A 19,058-nucleotide genomic window follows, 5' to 3' on the forward strand; every position below is an offset into this window, starting at 1 on the left:
CTCGTACTCACAAAGCACAATCGTGTTCAATGTAGGCTCATGCTCAGAATTCCCATGAGCATAATCACCTTACAAAACGCGCTGAGTCGGGCAAAGTCCCGGATAGTATCGGCTCGAATAAGCCGATATAGTAGCCACAACAGGGGTACGAACAGAAAGATAACATAATACTGTAGCGGCAGTACCTGATAGAAATAATTCAATATCACCACCGTTGCGCTGAATAGGAACAAGATGAGGTAGATCACAAACTTCGTGCGGCGAAGCCCCAACATGATGGGCAGGGTCTTGCATCCAAACGTGACATCGCCCTTCAGGTCTTCCATGTCTTTGATAATCTCGCGGACGAGCGTCATAAAGAATGCAAAACTGGCGTAGATGATAATCAAGGCACTGCCGGTGTGGTAGTACAGATCGACAATGAAAATGGCCAGGCCAGTGAGGAAGGCTACCACAAAATTGCCGATGAAGGGCAGTCTCTTTAGGTTATTGGAATAAAACCACAGTAAGAAGACTGTCACCAGGTTTACCGCCCCGATCTTCCACGACAGTAACAACCCGAGCAGTACACCCGCGCTGGAGAGTACAACGTGAAACAGGATGGCATACCGACGGGTGATGCTTTTGCCAATCACGACCCGGCTGGGTTTATTGATGTAGTCGATCTTGACGTCGTAGTAGTCGTTGATGATATAGCCGGCGGCGGCAATCAGCACGGTGGACGTGGCCAGGATGAACAGAGAGCCGTCGTTGAGCGTGGTGGTGGCAATCAGGAAGCCCGCGGTGCAATATTGGGCCAGACCAATGATAACCAGGTTGCCAAAGCGGGTGAGCTTGAGCAGCGATTCCAGAAATGTACGAAATGGACGACCTGTTGCCATAGATACCGTTCACGGTAAAAATAGCAACAGGTTGTCATTAATTATATTTCCCCACGGTCAAAAGCCACGACCGGCATAAAAACAGTCTTGCAACCCGCTGTACGGTCGTTAGAACCCAACCGTTAACATTGCCATAAAGTTGGTGCCTGCCTGGGGGAAATAGTAGGCGACGCCATCATACGCATAGCCGTCAGACGAATATTCTACATCAAACACATTGTTGACCAGTAGGCTTACCTCGCAGCGCTTGACCTGGTGCAGCGGCAGGCGATAGTTAAATCGTACGTCATTTGTGAAATAACTGTCGAGGGTCAATGTCTCGCTTTCGGTATTGTCGAGGTACTGCTTGCCTACATATTTGGCCAGCCATGTGGCTTGAAAATTCCGGAAGGCATTCCAGGTCAGTTGGCTGCCGGCGATCCAGCCGGGAGAAAGAATGATGGCCGTGGTTTTCTTTTCGGTCATGTTGTTGGGATCGACTACGTAGTCCTGGTTCCGGTTTACACTCCAGGTAGCATTGGCCTGCCACGCCAGGCGCTCGGTCAGCTTGATACCGCCGGAAAGCTCAATGCCGGTGCGGTAGCTTTTGCCTACGTTGGCGCGGATGGGGTTGCCTACGTTATCCAGGCGGCCCGTTAGGACCAACTGGTCGGTGTAATTCATAAGGTAATAGTTCACCTCCAGATTGTAACGCGAGGCCTGGCGGCGCCAGCCCATTTCGAGGTTGCCGAGGCGCTCGTGTTTGGGCTTTTCGGTGCCGCCCAGGTAATCGGTGCGGTTTGGCTCGCGGTTAGCGATGGCATACGAACCGTAGAGTACATCCCGCTCCGACACCGTGTAGCTCACGCCGGCCTTCGGGTTAAAGAAGTGGAAAGAGTCCTGAATGTCATAGGCGAACATACCGTCTTCAAGGCCTGACGTTTTGTAGTCTACTGTGCGGTATTGCAGGTCTACAAAAACGTTGAGGTTTTCGAGCACGTCGTAGTTCCATTTGGCATAGATATTAAAGTCATTCTTCTCCGCGTCACCGTCGTAGTATTTATAGCCCGTAGGCACGTTGCCCATATACTGTCCCCACAGAATCTTGCCGTAGTGCCGGGCATCACCGTATTGGTTAAAGGCGCCGCCGAGTATAAAAGAGGTTTTGTCCTGATCGTAGTTCAGCGAGAAGGTGCCGCCATAGAATTTGTTATCCAGCCATTTGCGTGTTACAAAGTCGCCATACGTCAGGGTCGTGTCACCCAGTACGATGTCGGACAGGCCCAGGTCGGCAAACGATGTTCCTTGCTGGTACTGTTCGTAGTAGCCACGACCATACGTATAGTGCAGGGAGGCGTTTACGTTCCAGGCATCGTTGAGCTGTTGTGTGAGGTGCAATTGATAGTGGTCCTGGCGGTATTCATCCACCTGGTCATTGTAGTAGCCGATTACGTTCCAGTTTTCGTCGTACAGGGCGCCGCACGAGTTGAAGGTGCGGTTGGTCTTCATGGTTTCTGCATCGATGCCGTTCCAGGCCTGGTATGTACGCTCGTGGCCACCGAAGGTAATGGCTTTGATCACGGTCTTCTTGCCGTAATAGCCGCCGCTGATGTAGTAAGAGGAAAGATCCGACTCGGCGCGGTCTATATATCCATCGGAAAGGATTTTCGACACTTTGGCATCAAACGCCCAGTGGTTGTTGATCAGGCCGGTACCGGCTTTGGCGGTATAGCGCTGCGTGTTAAAAGAACCGGCTGCCACCATCACTTCCGCATACGGATCAGGTTGCAGCGAGAGCGTCTGCAAGTTTACGGTACCGCCGAACGAACCGGCGCCGTTAGTAGACGTACCGACACCCCGTTGTACCTGGATGCTTTGTGTGGACGATGCCACGTCGGGTATATCTACCCAGAAGGTGCCTTGCGACTCGCTGTCGTTGTATGGTATGCCGTTAATGGTTACGTTGATGCGTGTGGCGTCGCTGCCGCGAATGCGCAGGCCGGTGTAGCCCACGCCGGCGCCGGCGTTGGATGTCGTAACGAGTGACGGTGTCCAGTTGAGCAAGAGGGGAAGATCCTGGCCGAAGTTCTGGCGGGCCAGCTCGTCTTTGCTCACGTTGGTAAAGGTGGTCGGCGTTTTGCGATCGGCCCGTGTCGACAATACCACCACTTCATCGGTGAGGGTATACGACGGATCGAGTGACAGCGTCAACTCCTGGTCGGCGGCGACAGAGATCTTCTCGGTGCGCGCAGTGTATCCCAGCGAACGAAGCGTGACGGTATACTCACCGGTGGGTACGCGGTCGAACCGAAAGCGGCCTGCGGCATCGGTGGTGGTATAGAACGACAGCTCCGAGAGCTGCAGTGTTGCGCCGACAATGGACTCCTGATTTTTGCTATCGCGGACAGTGCCGTAGACAGCATAGCGTTGCGCCTGCGCGCAGAGAGACAACAGCACTGCGGCTGCCATCATTAGATGCTTGAACATGGTAAAAATATTGGTTTAAACCTGCAGCGCACAGGGGAATGCGCCTGCTTACGTTTAACCTTGCCTTCCCTTCGGCCGCATTACCGGCATCAGGTTCATTGGGTATGATCTCAGCCCGTTATATTAAGGCACCCCCTCCCCGGCTTTTTCACCAGGGCTGGGACAAAGGTAATAGTGTACGAATTGATTTTGCAAAAAAACTTTCCCCGCGCAGGTGCAGCCCGTATCTTTCGGATAGGTAACACTCTTCCTAATGTCTACAACCTCCTCCTCGTCAGCCTACAAAGCCATTATCAATAAGCGATCACTCGACATTGCGGAGACCGAAGACGGCTACACCGTCAACGGCGCAGCGTTGCAGCCTGACATTCTGCCGATGGGCGACGGCTACTTTCACATTCTGCTCGAAAATAAAAGCTATCGTGCCGAGGTTGTTAAGGCTGACACGGCCACTAAGACGTTTACGTTCAAGATCAACAACAAGCCCTACACGGTCGAGGTAAAAGACAAGTTCGATCTGCTCCTGGAGAAGATGGGCATGAGCAGCGCGGCCGCCGGCAAAATCAATTCGTTGCGAGCACCGATGCCGGGACTTATCATCGACCTGAAAGTGAAACAGGGCGATACGGTGAAGCTGAACGACCCACTGTTGATTCTCGAAGCCATGAAAATGGAAAACATTCTCAAGTCGCCGGGAGAAGGCATCGTAAAAACGCTTAAAATTAAAAAGGGCGACAGTGTGGAGAAGAACCAGGTGCTGATCGAATTCCAGGATTGATTTTCCAAATCCACCCCAAATGGAATATATTGCGGCCGTTTTGGCCAGGCAATCCTAAATCCTACGAATGAAGTACAAGCGTATCCTCCTCAAACTCAGTGGTGAAGCCCTGCAGGGATCGTCGAAGAATACCAACGTCGACCCCAATGTTCTCGAACAATACTGCGGCGAAATACGAGCCCTGAAAGACCAGGGTGTGGAAATCGCTATTGTGATTGGCGGTGGCAATATCTTCCGCGGAGGTCAGGCAGAGGCGCTTGGCATCGATCGCGTGCAAGGTGATTACATGGGTATGTTGGCAACTGTCATCAATGCCATGGCCCTACAAAGCGCGCTGGAGCGTCACGGCATGTACACACGCCTGATGTCTGGCATTAAGATGGAGCAGGTGTGCGAGCCTTTTATTCGCCGCCGCGCCATTCGTCACCTGGAAAAAGGCCGCATCGTCATCTTCGGTGCCGGCATTGGCAATCCGTATTTCACCACCGACTCGACCGCTGCCCTGCGCGCGGTGGAAGTACAAGCCAACGTGGTGCTAAAAGGCACTCGCGTAGACGGTGTGTACACCGCAGACCCCGAGAAATTTCCGGACGCGACGCGCTACAGCACGCTCTCTTTCCAGGAAGCGTATGAAAAAAATCTCAACATCATGGACATGACGGCGTTCACACTCTGCAAAGAGAACAACCTGCCGATCATTGTTTTTGATATGAATAAAAAGGGCAATCTGTTAACCGTCGTAAAAGGCGAAGAAGCCGGCACGCTGATCAGCTAAGAAAGCAGGTCTCGCGGGCCGTGTGTATTTGACGCCGAGTCATTATATTTATAGCCCAAGTCGAAATTTGTATGGAAGAGATCGAACTATACCTGGACGATGCCCAGGAATCCATGAGCAAAGCATTGGCGCACGTAGGTCATGAGCTGACCAAAATCCGTGCGGGAAAAGCCAGCCCCAATATGCTGGATGGCATTCAGGTTGCCTACTACGGCGCCACATCACCCCTTAATCAGGTGGCTTCAGTGACTACACCGGATGCCCGTACCATTTTTATCAAGCCGTGGGAACGCGGCATGATCGTTGAAATTGAGCGTTCTATCATGAATGCAAACCTAGGCCTCAACCCGCAGAACGATGGCCAGCAGGTCATCATCAACGTACCCATGCTGACGGAAGAGCGCAGAAAGGTACTGGTAAAACAAGTGAGCCAGGAGTGCGAGGCAGGCAAAGTGAGCCTCCGCAGCGTACGCAAGGAAACCAACGAAATGCTGAAGAAGATCAAAGGTGTATCGGAAGATGACGTGAAGAACGCCGAGGAGAAAGTGCAGAAGATGACCGACGACTTCACCAACAGGATCGACGCCCTCATGAAAAAGAAAGAGGCCGAGATCATGACTGTTTAATTACGACTCGTTAGCCAATCAATCAACCCATAACCCGAAGAGACTGCCTACCGGCAGTCTTTTTTTTGTCCCTGGTTATTTACAACCGTTGCAGTACGTGCATGCGGTGCGCGTCGAGCTTTAACAGAATAAACAACAGCGCCGTAAACGCCCACAGCGACGAGCCCCCATAGCTAAAGAACGGCAAGGGAATACCAATTACCGGAAAGAGCCCAATCGTCATGGCAATGTTGGTCGCAAAGTGAAAGAAAAATATGCACGCCACGGAGTAGCCATACACACGGGCAAAGCGGTTCTTCTGTCGCTCGGCCAGGAACACAACCCGGAAGAGCAACGACATAAAGAGTCCAACCATGATCAGGCTGCCGAGCCAGCCGTACTCTTCGCCAATGGTACAAAAGATGAAATCGGTATACTGCTCGGGTACAAATTTGAGCTTGGTTTGTGTGCCTTTCAAAAAGCCTTTGCCAATAACACCTCCGGAACCAATCGCCACTTTAGATTGGTACACGTGGTATCCCGCGCCTAACTGATCGAGGTCCGGATTCAACAACACCATCACACGACGCTGGTGGTGGGGCTCCAGCAGTTTGGCGAAAATAAACTCCACGCTCATGATGGTTACGACGAGTACCGCCGCGCCAATTGTGATGACGGCGAGGCGTTTTATTTTCTTGCGGCGGTTCATAAAGATCACCAGCGCCCACGCGACGCCAATGGCGCCGAATAAATACCAGTTGTTCTCTACCAGCAGGGTAAGAATAAAGATGACTGCCACCCCCAGGCCAACCAATAGCAGGAAGGGTGACATACCTTCACGGTAAAAGACGAGAAGGAATACCAGGAACACCATGGCGGTACCATAGTCCTTCTGCATCAGGATGAGAATGATGGGGCCACCGATAAAGGCGAAGGCGGCCGCCTGGTTTCGGATGTTATCCATACGAAAACCGATCGTGCCCATAAACTTCGCGACGGCAAGTGCGGTGGCAAACTTGGCAAACTCCGACGGTTGTACGCCAAATGAACCAACACCCAGCCATGAACGGTTGCCCCCTACTTCTTTACCGATGAAGGGCACCAGTAGCAGCAGGAACATGATGAGTCCAAATATTATATAGGCGAAGGCCTCGTAGAAACGCATGTCAATGATGAGGATCGCCAGGATCAGGAAGATGGATGTGACGATAAACATCAACTGCCGGCCCGAGTTGATCGAGAAGTCGAAGATGGACTGATGCTCGTCATAGGTAGCGGAGTAAATATTCAGCCAGCCCCAGAACACCATGACACCATAGATCATCACCGTGACCCAGTCAATCTTATTGGTTATGATCTCTTCTCTTTCTCTTCTCACGGTATCGTTCCGTTAAGCGATGGGGTGTTATTCGAATTTACCTTTCAGCACGTAGTCTTCAATGTTGGGGCGCTGTGTTCCACCCAACAGGTATTTCTCAATCATGAGACTGGCGATGGAGGCCGCTGCGCGTCCACCCTGACCGGAAAATTCCACATATACCGATATCGCGATCTTCGGATTCACGGCGGGTGCATACGCGATGAATACCGAGTGGTCAGCCTTTGGTTCGTTCTGCACGGTACCGGTCTTGCCACACACTACGATGTCCTTTAGCTTGGCGCGATACTGTGCGGTACCCGACTCTACCACTTGTTGCATAGCATCGGCAGCGACGCGGAAGTTAGCCGAGTCGATCGTTGTATAGTGCCGCGCGATATACTGGGGTAGTGGCACGCCGCTATTACCAATTGACTTTACCAGGTGCGGTGTAATGTAATATCCTTTGTTGGCAATCGTTGCGGCAAAGTTGGCCATCTGCAACGGCACGACCAGGTTCTCACCTTCACCAATCGCGAGGGAGTAGATGTTCGAGAACTTCCATGGCCGCCCGGTATAGGCGCGGTCGTAATATGCCGGGCTTGGTACCAGGCCACGCTTTTCATTGGGCAGGTCTATGCCCAGGCGTTTGCCAAAGCCAAAGCTCATGATATGTTTGTCCCACTCTTCCAGGCCAATGCGCGTATCGTCAAAGGGGTTGTTGGCTTTGCCTTTCTGCAACATCCTCCGCAGCACCTCGCGAAAATACGGGTTACAAGAATTGGTAATAGCCCCGCGTAGATCTTCGTTGGTATGGGCACCATGGCAATTGATGATCGAACGATCGCACCGGATGCGCGTCTCCGGAGTGATAACTCCTTCCTGCAACGCCACCATTGCCTGAGCGACTTTAAAAATAGAACCCGGACGATACTGCGCCATGAGCGGGCGGTTGAACAACGGCTTCAAGCTGTCGTTGCTGATCAACACATAGTTCTCGCTATAGTTTTTACCCGTAAGCAGGTTTGGATCATACGACGGGCCCGACACCATGGACAGAATTTCGCCGGTTGCCGGTTCGATGGCGATGATACTACCGGCCTTTCCTTTCAGCAGGAACTCGCCATACTCTTGCAGCGTCAGATCGATCGTAGATGTTAGGTCTTGGCCCGGCACAGACAGCGTATCGTATTTACCATCTTCGTAAGCCCCTTTGATTACGCCATCTTTGTTGCGCATGAGGTATTTCACCCCCCGTGTGCCGCGCAGATACTCTTCATAATATGCTTCAATACCGCTCTGGCCGGTGTAGTCGCCCTGGCGGTAGATGTGTTCTTTTTGGTTATCCAATTGGCGCTTCGAGATCTCGCTTACATAGCCAATGGCATTTGCCGCGGCGGTGCTGGCGTACGCACGGGTGGTTCGCACCTGGATGAAGAAGCCGCGGAACTCGTCGATGCGATCCTGAATGCGCGCCAGGTCATAGTTCGACAACTGGCGGATAAAGGGATAGGGTTGCAGCTCGTTGGCTTTGCGGTTTCGGATCTCGGTTTGGAAACTTTTGAAGAGCGCACGCAGCTGTTGCTGGTCGATCTCAAACACCTGGCAGAAGCGGGCACTGTCGAGGTTCTTTACTTCTCGCAGGATGATCATGAGGTCAAACTCGGGATTGTTGTACACAATGAGCTTGCCGTTGCGGTCTTTGATGATCCCGCGAATGGGATATTGCACCTCTTTGCGAATGGCGTTTACATCCGCGAGGTTTTTGTAGCTGTCTTCGACGATCTGGATAAAGAATAGCTTTACCAGGAACACAAAGCCTATCAGTACGAATACAAATTGTATGATTTCCTTCCTGCCTTCGTTCATGTTGTTACTCCAATTTTAGCAGTGCGTAGCCGGGCGGCTTAGCGCCTTCTGCCTGGAAACAAAAATTGCGCGATTAAAATTACCAGCGTGGTAAAAAATGTGCTCACGATGGTCTTCCACAACGTGAACCAGAACATTCCCAAACCACCTGCTTCCATGTAGAACAGCATGAGGTGGTGAATGAACACCAGCGGCAACGCATATACGACAAACCATTGGAAGCCGCCCAGTGCCATCGACGGGGTGACGTTGCTGTCATACCCACCTTGCGGCGTGATGGAGCTGAGCCAATAGTTGCGTACGTACATTACAAAAACACACGCAAAGGCATGCAAGCCGATGCTTTCATAAAACATGTCGACAGCAAAGCCCATGAGGAAGCCAATGCCCATTAGTACAAGCGGGTTGGTCTCTACCGGCAGCAGCAACAGATACGCCACGTATAAGAAACAGAAGGCGGTGTGAAACAACACGACGTTCTGCAGAATCATGACCTGATACAGCAGGTACACAAAAAACGCTATGATTTGGGGAATGCCGATCCTGCTCATTTTGCCATGGCGTTTACGACCTGCTCCAGAGAATCCTGTTCACTCTTATACACGCTCTTCACCACGGTCAGGAACGACAGCTTGCGGAAGTCCTGCGAAAGTTTCACGCGCAGGTCATATGTCAGGGCCTCGTTGCTGAGATTTACTTCCGATACGGTGCCCACCATAATGCCTTCTGGGAAGACGGAGTTAAAGCCGGACGTTACCACGGTGTCGCCTACCAGGGGCTTTACGTGGCGCGGTATAAAGTTAAAGCGAATTACACCAGGGTCGCGGCCATCCCACTGCACCGAACCGAAGTGGCCGGTGCGCTTGAGTACCGACGATACCATCACATCGATGTGCAGCAACGAGGTCACTACACCGTAGTGTTCGGACACCAGCTTCACTTTGCCGACGGCTCCCAGCGGGCTGATCACGGCCATGCCGGGTTCAATGCCGGCGTCGCGGCCTTTGTTGATAGTGATAAAGTTCTTGGTGAGGTCTACGTGGTTGTTGACGACTTTGGCGCTGACAAAATCAAAACGTTTGATGCGCGACGAATCTGGTGGCGGGGCCACGCTGTCGGTCAAATACGTTCGCTGATGATAGGTCTCCAGCTCGCGGCGCAATCCGGCGTTTTCGGCGGACAGTGTCGCGTTGACATTACTGAGCAGGAAGTAGTCGCGGACGCTTTGGGAGAAGCCGTTCACGGAGGCGACGATTGTATTGGACGAATTGAAGAACTGGGTTCCCTGGTACTCGTTGTTTTTCACGACGAGCCAAAAACAGAATACTTCCAGCACTAAGAAGGTGAAGAAAGCCCGGTACTGATAGATGAAATAAAATAGCCTTTCCATTACCGTGTCAACAAATCACATGGCTTCGTTACTCCTGCTTCTTCCACGTCAGAAGACTAGGTCATTAATACAGCTCTGAACTGATTGAGATTTTTCAGTGCCTGGCCGGTACCGCGAACCACGGCACGCAGCGGATCGTCGGCTACGTGGATGGGCAGCTTGGTTTTAAGTGCGAGGCGTTTGTCCAACCCGCGCAGCAGGGCGCCGCCACCGGTCAGATAGATGCCACGCTCATAAATATCGGCCGAAAGCTCGGGGGGAGAGGTCTCCAGGGCTTTGAGTACAGCTTCTTCCAATTTAGATACCGATTTGTCGAGGGCGAAAGCCACTTCAGAGTACGAGATCTTGATGGTCTTGGGAATACCCGTCATCAAGTCGCGGCCGCGGATCTCGTAATCGTCCGGTCCGTCGTCAAGCTCCGTCAGGGCTGAGCCTACTTCGATCTTCACCTTCTCGGCCGAGCGCTCGCCGATGAGCAGGTTGTGCTGACGGCGCATATAGTCGAGGATGTCGCGGTTAAAGGTATCGCCGGCCACACGGATGGACTGGTCGCAGACGATGCCCGACAGGGCAATCACGGCGATATCCGTTGTTCCACCACCGATGTCGACAATCATGTTGCCAATAGGCTGTTCGATGTCGATCCCCGTTCCGATCGCCGCAGCGATCGGTTCATAGATCATATATACTTCTTTGGCGCCGGCATGTTCTGCCGAGTCGCGTACAGCACGTTTCTCTACTTCGGTAATACCGGAAGGTATGCAGATCACCATGCGGTATGACGGTGGGAACAGACGCTTGCCGGTGTCGATCATTTTGATCAGCCCGCGGATCATCATCTCGGCCGCCTGGAAGTCGGCGATCACACCCTCTTTTAGCGGGCGGATGGTCTTGATGTGATCATGCGTTTTCTCATGCATCTGCATCGCCTCGCGGCCGATGGCCAACACCTTGGCGTTCACTTTGTCAAGTGCGATGATGGAGGGCTCATCCACGACAATCTTGTCTTTGTAAATGATAAGGGTGTTTGCTGTCCCCAGGTCTATTGCGATGTCGCTGGTGAAGAAGTCAAAAAATGCCATGTATGTCTATTCCCTTGTTTAAACTAAAAAGTTCGGAAGTAACCGATGATGCGCCTGTAAAATTGCATTTAATTTACCAAATAAATATGTACCGGTTCAAAAATGTAAGTTTTTTGCGAGCCGGTACATATTTTATCGATGAAGAGATCGGGACAGACCTGGAAGGTAGTTAAAGCCTACCGGGCTTACCCGGGTTCACAACGCTCTTAGTGTTTGAAGTGTCGCACGCCGGTAAAGACCATGGCCATGCCGTGTTGGTCGCAGAAGTCGACGGAGTCCTGATCTTTTACCGAGCCACCCGGTTGGATCACCGCGTGGATACCTTGCTGGTTAGCAATTTCCACACAGTCGGGGAACGGAAAAAAGGCATCGGATGCCATGACTGCGCCCTTTAGGGAAAAACCAAACACACCCGCTTTTTCAATCGCCTGTTTCAGGGCGTCGACACGGGAGGTCTGCCCTACGCCGCTCGCCAGCAGCTGACCGTCCACCGCCAGTATAATGGTGTTCGACTTGGTGTGTTTACAGATCTTGCTTGCGAACAGCAGGGCGTCGACCTCGGCTGCGGTCGGCGCTATTTTGGTAACGACCTTTAGGTCTTCTTTGCTGTCTGTCTTCAAGTCGAGGTCTTGCTCGATCACACCGTTCAGGATCGTCTTGCTTTGCAGCTTCTCCTGCAGCTGTTGCTTCTGGCGTAACAGCATCCGGTTCTTTTTGCTGCGCAGCAGCGCCAGCGCGTCGTCGGTATAGGCGGGTGCGATGAGAATCTCAAAGAACAGTTTGTTGATCTCTTCGGCTGCTGCCAGATCGATCGTGGTAGTGGTCGCCAGCACGCCGCCAAAGGCTGACGTGGTGTCGGCCTGGAAAGCTTTGAGGTATGCTTCTTTTACGGTGGGCGCCGTGGCTACACCGCAGGCGTTGGTATGCTTGATAATGACGAAGGCCGTCTCGCCGGCGAACTCCTGCACAAGGTTTACGGCGGCATCTACGTCCACCAGGTTGTTGTAAGAAAGCTCTTTACCATTGAGCTGTTCAAAAAGGCCGTCGAAGTCGCCGTAGAATGTGCCCTTCTGGTGAGGATTCTCCCCATAGCGCAGGAATCGTCCCTGCGACAAGCTCTTTTTGTACCGGGGCAATGCAAACTCGCCATTGAAGTATTGGAAGATGGCGGTGTCGTAGTGTGAGGTGACGTCGAAGGCCATCGCGGCAAAGCGCTTGCGGTCTTGCAGGGCGGGGGCACCGTTGGTTTGCTGAAGCACTTCCAGCACCTCGGTATACTGGTTGCGCGAGGAGACGATCAGTACGTCCTGGAAATTTTTCGCGGCTGCGCGGATCAACGAGATACCGCCGATGTCTATCTTTTCTATGATATCATCTTCCGAGCCACCTTTGGCCACGGTCTCTTCGAAAGGATATAGGTCTACAATGACCAGGTCGAGCGGGCCGATGTTAAACTCTTGTGCTTGTTTTTTGTCGCCGGCGTCCTCGCGGCGAAAAAGAATGCCGCCGAATACGGCGGGATGTAGCGTCTTTACACGGCCTCCAAAGATCGACGGATAGCCCGTCAGCTTTTCTACCGGCGTTACGGTGTAGCCCAGCTTTTCAATGAATTCCTGGGTGCCGCCGGTGGAGACAAACTCTACACCCTGCTTGCCCAGAAAGTGCACGATTGGCTCCAGGTTATCTTTATAAAAAACAGAAATTAACGCGCGGGTGATCTTCCGGTTGGCCATGGTGGTTACAGGGTGTTTAAAATGAGGTGCAAAAGTAGATGGAAATTCGGTGTTAGTCTAAGTCGGAGTCTTCGTATTCTTCGAACTCGAGCGTAAAGTCGTCGGCGTCCAGGTAAGACGGGAAACGGTCGCGGAAGGCTTCCAGCGCATTGGCGCTCAACTCAACGGTGTGAATGGCTTCTGTGCCTTCATTCGTATAGACCACTCCGCCTTTTGGGCTGATCACCGACGAGTGGCCGTTGTACTCCACGCCCTGGCCATCAAGACCAATGCGGTTTACACCCACCACGTAACTAACATTTTCAATGGCCCGCGCCCGCAGCAGCGTGTCCCACGCGTCAATGCGGGTGATGGGCCAGTTGGCCACATATATTGCCACGTCGTACGACAGCTTGCGTGTGGTGGCATCATAGCGGTTCCGGCTCCACACGGGGAAGCGCAGGTCGTAGCAAATGAGCGGGCAGATGCGCCAGCCTTTCCACGTGCCGATTAACAAGCTTTCGCCGGGGCTATAAGTCTTGTGCTCATTCTCCATCCGGAACAGGTGGCGCTTGTCGTAGGTTTTAAAATGACCACCCGGTTCCATCCACAGCAAACGGTTGTAAAAGCGGTCATGTACGTTAACGATATAGCTACCCAAAATCAGGGCTCCGGTCTGGTCGGCCATTTGGCGCATCCATTTAAAGGTGCGCATGTTCATCAGCTCGGCATGGCGATTGGCCGCCATGGTAAAGCCGGTTGTAAACATTTCCGGCAACACTATGACGTCTGTCGCGCCGCTGATCCGCCAGATCTTCTCCTCAAACATGGAGAGGTTTGCACTGATGTCTTCCCAATGCGTATCTGACTGAATAAGCGTGATTTTGAGGTCCTGCATGCGTGTAAGAGTTTTCCGGACCGCAAAGAAAACAAAATAAGAGGAGAATGAACAGGCAATTTGCGCAACGGAGGACATTACCCGTATCAAAGCCCTACCATCCTCCTACTAAAGGGCTACTAAAGCCCTATTAATGCCATCTCTGCCTGATTCACAACGGTCCGGAAACTGCAGCCGTGGCAGGCAGGGCTACACCCCGAAGCATGGTAAAGCCGGGGCCAAAAATGCGGCACCGAGGGGTAAATATTCCCGGATTCCCGGGGGATGTCTCCGAGTTAAGCCCGAGTTAAGTGCGAGTATAGCCCGACATAAGTCCGTTCTTATAGCACGGAGACTGGTGGCGGTTAAGTCGATGTTGTCTGAATGTGTAATTGGCTGTGGAAGGTCAAATCTTTCGCAAGATCTCGCAGGCCCTGGACAGGGTCTCTTCCTTCTTGGCGAAACAGAACCGCAGCAGGTGGTTATCCGTCCGGTCCTGATAGAAAACCGATACGGGAATGGCGGCTACCTTAAATTTCTTTGTTAGCTCCTCTGCCATGGTCGTGTCCGGCTGATGGGAGATATTTTTGTAGGAGAGTAGTTGAAAATAGGAGCCTTTGCACGCCACTGGCTCAAAGGACGAGCCGCGTAGATGCTCTAAAAAGAAGTCGCGTTTTTGCTGGTAAAAGGCGGCCAGCGACAAATAACGGTCGGGTACCTGCATATATTCCGCCAGTGCCAGCTGCACGGGCGTATTTACGCTAAACGCTATGAATTGATGCGCTTTGCGCACTTCGTGCATGATGGGGCCGGGGGCTACCACGTAGCCTACCTTCCAGCCGGTGGCGTGGAAAGTCTTGCCAAAAGAAAAAACCGCCAGGCTACGCGCCGCCAGCGCGGGGTACCGCAGCACGCTTTGGTGTTGTTGGCCGTCAAAGATCAGGCGTTCGTATACCTCGTCGCTCAGTACAAGCAGGTTGTGTTGTTCAGCCAGGGTCTCGAGGGTGCGCAGGTCTTCGTTGCTTAGTGTCACGCCACAGGGATTGTGGGGTGTGTTGATCATGATCATGCGCGTGCGTGGGGTAATGCGCGCGCGGACCATACCCCAGTCAATGGCAAACGTCGGGTATTGTAATGGCAGGTGCACGGGTATACCGCCGTTCAGGCGGATGGCCGGATCGTACGAGTCATAGGCCGGATCGAATAAGATGACTTCATCGCCGGGACTGACAAAGGCGGCGATGGCGGCGAAGAGGGCTTCCGTCGCGCCGGGGGTAATGGTGATCTCGGTTTCGGGGTCAACGGTGTGGCCGTAAGTCTCGCGAATGACCTGGGCGATGATCTGCCGCAACGCGGGAGCCCCGGGCATGGGTGCATACTGGTTGTTGCCCTCCAACATATAGCGATGCACCAGGTGCACGATGGTCTCGTCGATGGCGAAGTCGGGAAAGCCCTGCGACAGGTTGATGGCTCCATGCTCGAGTGCCATCTTCGACATAACTGAAAAAATGGAGGTCCCTACGTCAGGCAGCCTGGACGGAATCGTGCTCATGCGTTGTTATTTCTTCAACGGGGCGGCAATGCGGTATTCCGTGTCGACCTTACCCTTGGAAATATCGGTCAGCTTACTTTTCAGCAAACGCTTTTTGAGGGCGGGCAGATAGTCTACAAACATTTTCCCTTCGATGTGGTCGTATTCGTGCTGGATGATACGCGCCTGCATGCCGTCGTACTCTTCTTCTTTCTGATTCCACTGATCATCGAAGTACCGAATGCGCAACCTGGCTTTGCGGGCTACTTTCTCGCGGATGTTGGGGATGCTCAGACAGCCTTCTTCATAATCCCACGGCTCGCCCCACTCTTCCAGGATCTGGGGATTGATGAAAGCCTTTTTGAAATCGGCCATGCCCGGTTCGTCCTCCAGTACGGTGCCATCGACCACAAACAGGCGAATGCTTTTGCCGATCTGCGGGGCGGCCAGGCCAATGCCGCTGGCGGCATGCATGGTCTCATACATGTCTTCAATAAGCTGCTTCAGGTCTGTACCGGGTGCGATATCGCTCGCCTTCTGGCGCAGCACGGCATCGCCATACATCACAATGGGATAAATCATGGCGCGAATTTAAAAAAAATAGGACGTTTTAGCGCGGGTGAGCTTCCAGGAAAGACTGAAGAATGATGGTGGCGCTGATCTTGTCAACGTTGCCCTTTACCTGGCGGTCCTTCTTTTTCATGCCGCCGTCGATCATGGCCCGCAGGGCTATCGTGCTGGTGAAGCGCTCGTCCACGGGGTGGACCGGTTTGTCGGGGAAAGCCTTGTTTAATTCCTCCACAAACGCCCGTACAAAGGGGGCGGTTTCGGAGTCTTCGTTCTTGAGGGTCTTGGGCATGCCAATCACAAACTCGTCGACGGGTTCGCGTTTCAAATAGGCCTGGAGGTAGGCCAGAAGTCCCTCGGTGGGTACGGTCTCCAGGGCGGTGGCAATAATGCGCATGGGGTCGGTCACGGCCAGCCCCGTTCTCTTCTTTCCGTAGTCAATCGCCAGAATTCGTCCCATGAAATACCCCCGCCAGCAGGCGGCAGGCCCTGTCAGTTATACTTGATTTTGTCAAAGAAGAGTTTCTTTACCCGGTTCTCAATGGCCATGGCTTTGGGAAAGAGTATATCGTTTTCGATGCGGGCATGGGTTATGAGGCTTTTCTCGAAGTCGCGCAGCTCGTTATACATGACTTTAATGTGGAGCGGCGTGTCTTTATTCACAGCATAGTCGCGGGTGATCTTGCGGATGCCTTCCATCTCGTCGTCGTGTACGTCGTGCTCCATCGCAAACTTCTGCACCGAGTTTTTCTCCAGCAGGTAGTATAGCTTAGGCGGCACGTGGGTGCCCTTGGAGGCGCGTTCCAGTGTCAGGATATAGCGGAAAAGTGTGTCCTCCTCTTCGTAGATATGTTCAATGAAATCTTCCACGAACAGCGGGAAGACAAACTTCAGGTCACGTTCTACCACCAGGTAGTCTTCGTGGTGCGCTTTGAAGCTTTCCACCAGCCGGGCAATGTAGGGGAGCTTGTGCTTTACAAACAGGAAATGTGAATGCTTGAGGTATTCGATGATGAGGTCGATGGGGTACGACACCAGCGGCAGGTCGGCTTCGCGCAGGTACGTGGGCGACTCCAGCTCGCGAATCACCTGCTCCACCCGCAGGCCCTGTTTCTGGCATACCTGGGCAAGTGTGAGCTCGGAATATTCGTAGAAACGAATACCGAAATAAAAAAGCACATACGCATGTACATAGTTCTGATCAACTAAGTCTGAAATGCGCGTATCTTTTAGTGTTGCCTTGCTCATGATCCTAGTAAATATAAGCGAAAAATTCCCCATAGTTAGCCAATTCCCGGGGAAGAAAAGCTGAGAAAAGTCAGAAGACGTTTGGGTTCGCGTTCAATCTGCAAAAGCCTTGCCAGCCGGCGAAAAATTCGGCACCCGCCGACCTAAGGCTCCACAAATTCCTACTGGCGCTGGGGTGATTTGGTTTGAACCTTTATTTTCATCTTTCGTTACAGATTTTATTTTATTATTGCTGTCATGAGTGAGAATCGGAATTCAAAAAACCATATCAGTCTGCCGCTAGTGCTCTGTTTAGGCCTTGCTGCGGGGATTTTTGTGGGTACCAGCTTTAGCACCAAGAATAGCTCGGGAGAGGTGGGAGACGACGTGCAAAAGCTACGGGAGGTGTTGACGCAAATCAACGACGAATATGTAGACACCATAAATACCAGCAACCTGGTGGACGACGCCATCCAGCAAATGCTGCACCGGCTGGACCCCCATTCGTCGTATATACCGGCGAAAGACCGTATCGCCGCAAACGAGGACCTGCGTGGCAATTTTGACGGCATCGGCGTGGAATTCAACATCTTCCGCGACACCATCGTTGTGGTATCGCCCCTGAGCGGCGGCCCTTCGGAAGCGCTGGGCATTCAGTCGGGCGACAAGATCATCCGCGTGGACAATAAGAACCTGGCCGGCGTGGGCGTGACCTCCCCGGACGTTATGAAGGCCCTGAAAGGCCCCCGTGGCACCGAAGTAACCGTCACCATCCTGCGCCGCGACAAGGAGATTGACTATAAGATCATCCGCGACAAAATTCCCCAGTACTCGGTAGACGTTTCCTACATGGTCGACCACGAGATCGGCTACATTAAAGTGAACCGCTTCGCCGCCACGACGTACGAAGAGTTCCACACGGCGATGGCCGCCCTGCGCGAAAAGGGCATGAAGAAGCTTGTGCTTGACCTGCAGGGCAACCCCGGTGGGTACATGAACATTGCCATCGACATGGCAGACGATTTCCTGTCGGCAGGCAAAAAGATCGTGTTCACCAAAGGCAAAGACAAAAAGAACAACTCCGAGGCACTTTCGACGGCCCGCGGCGACTTTGAATCCGGTGACCTGATCGTGCTGGTAAACGAAGGCAGCGCCTCGGCTTCTGAGATCCTTTCTGGCGCCTTACAAGATAACGACCGTGCGCTGATCGTTGGCCGCCGTAGCTTTGGTAAAGGATTGGTGCAGTCACCCTACGACCTGAGCGACGGCTCGGAGCTGCGTCTGACCGTCAGCCGCTATTACACTCCAAGCGGCCGCTCCATCCAGAAGCCTTACCAGGACGAAGACGAATATGCACTCGACATCGTCAGCCGCTACAACCACGGCGAGTTCTTTCACTCCGACAGCATCAAGTTTAACGACTCGCTGAAGTATATCACCCAAAATGGCCGCACCGTGTATGGTGGCGGAGGTATCATGCCTGATTACTTCGTACCGCTCGATACATCACTCAACAGTCATTATCTGAACGAGCTGTATACCTCCACGTCCATTCAGGAGTATACGTTCGGTTTTGCCGAAGACCACCGTGCGGCATTGGAGAAGAAAGGCTTCGAGAGCTTCTTGAAAAACTTTGTCGTGACCGATGCCATGATCAACGAGCTGGTAAGAGTGGGCGAGCGCAACAAAGTTAAGCCTGACAACAAAGAGCTGCGTATGAAGAAAAAGCTCTTCCAGGTGCATATCAAATCTCAGATCGCGCGCAAGCTGTGGGGCAACGATGGTTTCTATCCGGTATTTAATGAAACAAATGAGATCTTTTTGCAGTCGATCAAGATGTTTGATCGTATCCCGGAGTTGAGCCGCTCGAAGATGTAGACGTCAACCTGCAACGACTAAAAAAAGGAAGGTACTCGTAAATGAGCACCTTCCTTTTTTATA

Annotated in this window: 17 protein-coding genes; 4 read left to right on the forward strand and 13 right to left on the reverse strand. The window is 52.7% G+C overall.

Translation table 11 applies throughout. The annotated features are described in order from the left end of the window. Positions 1–26: 26 nt before the first annotated feature. Together K7P01_RS11115 and K7P01_RS11120 are read right to left on the reverse strand one after the other, a co-directional pair. Positions 27–881 (reverse strand): geranylgeranylglycerol-phosphate geranylgeranyltransferase, encoded by an 855-nt coding sequence (locus K7P01_RS11115; RefSeq protein WP_267292918.1) that lies wholly within the window; start codon positions 879–881, stop codon positions 27–29. Positions 882–989: 108 nt separating this feature from the next. Beyond that, entirely contained in the window at positions 990–3,347 is a 2,358-nt protein-coding gene (locus K7P01_RS11120; RefSeq protein WP_267292920.1) for a TonB-dependent receptor, read from the reverse strand. Between the two features lie 253 nt (positions 3,348–3,600). Here K7P01_RS11120 and K7P01_RS11125 point away from each other — a divergent pair, with 253 nt between their 5' ends. The 3 genes from K7P01_RS11125 (at position 3,601) to frr (ending at position 5,526) form a co-directional block, all read left to right on the forward strand. Further along, positions 3,601–4,125, forward strand: coding sequence for a biotin/lipoyl-containing protein (locus K7P01_RS11125; RefSeq protein WP_267292922.1), 525 nt, complete (start codon positions 3,601–3,603; stop codon positions 4,123–4,125). 67 nt (positions 4,126–4,192) lie between these two features. Further along, the gene (gene pyrH / locus K7P01_RS11130; protein ID WP_254082277.1) at positions 4,193–4,900 is read left to right on the forward strand and encodes a UMP kinase; all 708 of its coding nucleotides are present in this window, start codon (positions 4,193–4,195) and stop codon (positions 4,898–4,900) included. A 71-nt stretch (positions 4,901–4,971) separates the two neighbouring features. Continuing rightward, positions 4,972–5,526 (forward strand): ribosome recycling factor, encoded by a 555-nt coding sequence (frr, locus tag K7P01_RS11135; RefSeq protein WP_267292925.1) that lies wholly within the window; start codon positions 4,972–4,974, stop codon positions 5,524–5,526. Positions 5,527–5,605: 79 nt separating this feature from the next. Here the strand turns inward: frr and rodA are convergent, their stop codons facing one another. The 11 genes from rodA to K7P01_RS11190 all read right to left on the reverse strand — a co-directional run bounded on the left by rodA (position 5,606) and on the right by K7P01_RS11190 (position 17,138). Then, positions 5,606–6,883, reverse strand: coding sequence for a rod shape-determining protein RodA (gene rodA / locus K7P01_RS11140; protein ID WP_267292927.1), 1,278 nt, complete (start codon positions 6,881–6,883; stop codon positions 5,606–5,608). A gap of 27 nt (positions 6,884–6,910) precedes the next feature. Further along, entirely contained in the window at positions 6,911–8,731 is a 1,821-nt protein-coding gene (mrdA, locus tag K7P01_RS11145; protein ID WP_267292929.1) for a penicillin-binding protein 2, read from the reverse strand. 38 nt (positions 8,732–8,769) lie between these two features. Beyond that, the gene (locus K7P01_RS11150; RefSeq protein WP_267292931.1) at positions 8,770–9,282 is read right to left on the reverse strand and encodes a Rod shape-determining protein MreD; all 513 of its coding nucleotides are present in this window, start codon (positions 9,280–9,282) and stop codon (positions 8,770–8,772) included. Further along, entirely contained in the window at positions 9,279–10,121 is an 843-nt protein-coding gene (gene mreC / locus K7P01_RS11155) for a rod shape-determining protein MreC (protein WP_267292933.1), read from the reverse strand. The genes K7P01_RS11150 and mreC overlap by 4 nt, the downstream gene beginning before the upstream one ends. Positions 10,122–10,177: 56 nt before the next feature. Further along, complete coding sequence (locus tag K7P01_RS11160) at positions 10,178–11,203, reverse strand: rod shape-determining protein (RefSeq protein WP_254082283.1); 1,026 nt, start codon at positions 11,201–11,203, stop codon at positions 10,178–10,180. 206 nt (positions 11,204–11,409) lie between these two features. Beyond that, positions 11,410–12,936: a bifunctional phosphoribosylaminoimidazolecarboxamide formyltransferase/IMP cyclohydrolase gene (gene purH / locus K7P01_RS11165; RefSeq protein ID WP_267292937.1), complete on the reverse strand. Its 1,527-nt coding sequence runs from the start codon at positions 12,934–12,936 to the stop codon at positions 11,410–11,412. 52 nt (positions 12,937–12,988) lie between these two features. Next, entirely contained in the window at positions 12,989–13,813 is an 825-nt protein-coding gene (locus tag K7P01_RS11170; RefSeq protein ID WP_267292939.1) for an amidohydrolase, read from the reverse strand. Between the two features lie 385 nt (positions 13,814–14,198). Continuing rightward, positions 14,199–15,344, reverse strand: coding sequence for a methionine aminotransferase (locus K7P01_RS11175; protein WP_267292941.1), 1,146 nt, complete (start codon positions 15,342–15,344; stop codon positions 14,199–14,201). A 6-nt stretch (positions 15,345–15,350) separates the two neighbouring features. Continuing rightward, complete coding sequence (gene def, locus K7P01_RS11180) at positions 15,351–15,905, reverse strand: peptide deformylase (protein WP_267292943.1); 555 nt, start codon at positions 15,903–15,905, stop codon at positions 15,351–15,353. Between the two features lie 28 nt (positions 15,906–15,933). Further along, positions 15,934–16,350, reverse strand: a complete 417-nt coding sequence (gene ruvX, locus K7P01_RS11185; protein WP_267292945.1) for a Holliday junction resolvase RuvX — start codon at positions 16,348–16,350, stop codon at positions 15,934–15,936. Positions 16,351–16,382: 32 nt separating this feature from the next. Next, positions 16,383–17,138 carry a hemerythrin domain-containing protein gene (locus K7P01_RS11190; protein WP_267292947.1) on the reverse strand — a complete coding sequence of 252 codons (756 nt, stop codon included), beginning with the start codon at positions 17,136–17,138 and terminating at the stop codon, positions 16,383–16,385. 237 nt (positions 17,139–17,375) lie between these two features. Here K7P01_RS11190 and K7P01_RS11195 point away from each other — a divergent pair, with 237 nt between their 5' ends. Continuing rightward, the gene (locus K7P01_RS11195; RefSeq protein ID WP_267292949.1) at positions 17,376–18,995 is read left to right on the forward strand and encodes a S41 family peptidase; all 1,620 of its coding nucleotides are present in this window, start codon (positions 17,376–17,378) and stop codon (positions 18,993–18,995) included. Positions 18,996–19,058 lie beyond the last annotated feature (63 nt).

Source organism: Parachryseolinea silvisoli (assembly GCF_021190955.1).
In the GTDB taxonomy this organism is placed as follows: domain Bacteria; phylum Bacteroidota; class Bacteroidia; order Cytophagales; family Cyclobacteriaceae; genus Ohtaekwangia; species Ohtaekwangia silvisoli.

What these genes read in the sequence shown, in the direction of transcription:
- mrdA (WP_267292929.1), bottom strand. Translation starts at nt 8,731, where the DNA reads ATGAACGAAGGCAGGAAGGAAATCATACAATTTGTATTCGTACTGATA.
- K7P01_RS11120 (WP_267292920.1), bottom strand. Translation starts at nt 3,347, where the DNA reads ATGTTCAAGCATCTAATGATGGCAGCCGCAGTGCTGTTGTCTCTCTGC.
- purH (WP_267292937.1), bottom strand. Translation starts at nt 12,936, where the DNA reads ATGGCCAACCGGAAGATCACCCGCGCGTTAATTTCTGTTTTTTATAAA.
- K7P01_RS11175 (WP_267292941.1), bottom strand. Translation starts at nt 15,344, where the DNA reads ATGAGCACGATTCCGTCCAGGCTGCCTGACGTAGGGACCTCCATTTTT.
- def (WP_267292943.1), bottom strand. Translation starts at nt 15,905, where the DNA reads ATGATTTATCCCATTGTGATGTATGGCGATGCCGTGCTGCGCCAGAAG.
- mreC (WP_267292933.1), bottom strand. Translation starts at nt 10,121, where the DNA reads ATGGAAAGGCTATTTTATTTCATCTATCAGTACCGGGCTTTCTTCACC.
- K7P01_RS11115 (WP_267292918.1), bottom strand. Translation starts at nt 881, where the DNA reads ATGGCAACAGGTCGTCCATTTCGTACATTTCTGGAATCGCTGCTCAAG.
- frr (WP_267292925.1), top strand. Translation starts at nt 4,972, where the DNA reads ATGGAAGAGATCGAACTATACCTGGACGATGCCCAGGAATCCATGAGC.
- K7P01_RS11170 (WP_267292939.1), bottom strand. Translation starts at nt 13,813, where the DNA reads ATGCAGGACCTCAAAATCACGCTTATTCAGTCAGATACGCATTGGGAA.
- pyrH (WP_254082277.1), top strand. Translation starts at nt 4,193, where the DNA reads ATGAAGTACAAGCGTATCCTCCTCAAACTCAGTGGTGAAGCCCTGCAG.
- K7P01_RS11150 (WP_267292931.1), bottom strand. Translation starts at nt 9,282, where the DNA reads ATGAGCAGGATCGGCATTCCCCAAATCATAGCGTTTTTTGTGTACCTG.
- K7P01_RS11125 (WP_267292922.1), top strand. Translation starts at nt 3,601, where the DNA reads ATGTCTACAACCTCCTCCTCGTCAGCCTACAAAGCCATTATCAATAAG.
- ruvX (WP_267292945.1), bottom strand. Translation starts at nt 16,350, where the DNA reads ATGGGACGAATTCTGGCGATTGACTACGGAAAGAAGAGAACGGGGCTG.
- K7P01_RS11160 (WP_254082283.1), bottom strand. Translation starts at nt 11,203, where the DNA reads ATGGCATTTTTTGACTTCTTCACCAGCGACATCGCAATAGACCTGGGG.
- K7P01_RS11195 (WP_267292949.1), top strand. Translation starts at nt 17,376, where the DNA reads ATGAGTGAGAATCGGAATTCAAAAAACCATATCAGTCTGCCGCTAGTG.
- K7P01_RS11190 (WP_267292947.1), bottom strand. Translation starts at nt 17,138, where the DNA reads ATGAGCAAGGCAACACTAAAAGATACGCGCATTTCAGACTTAGTTGAT.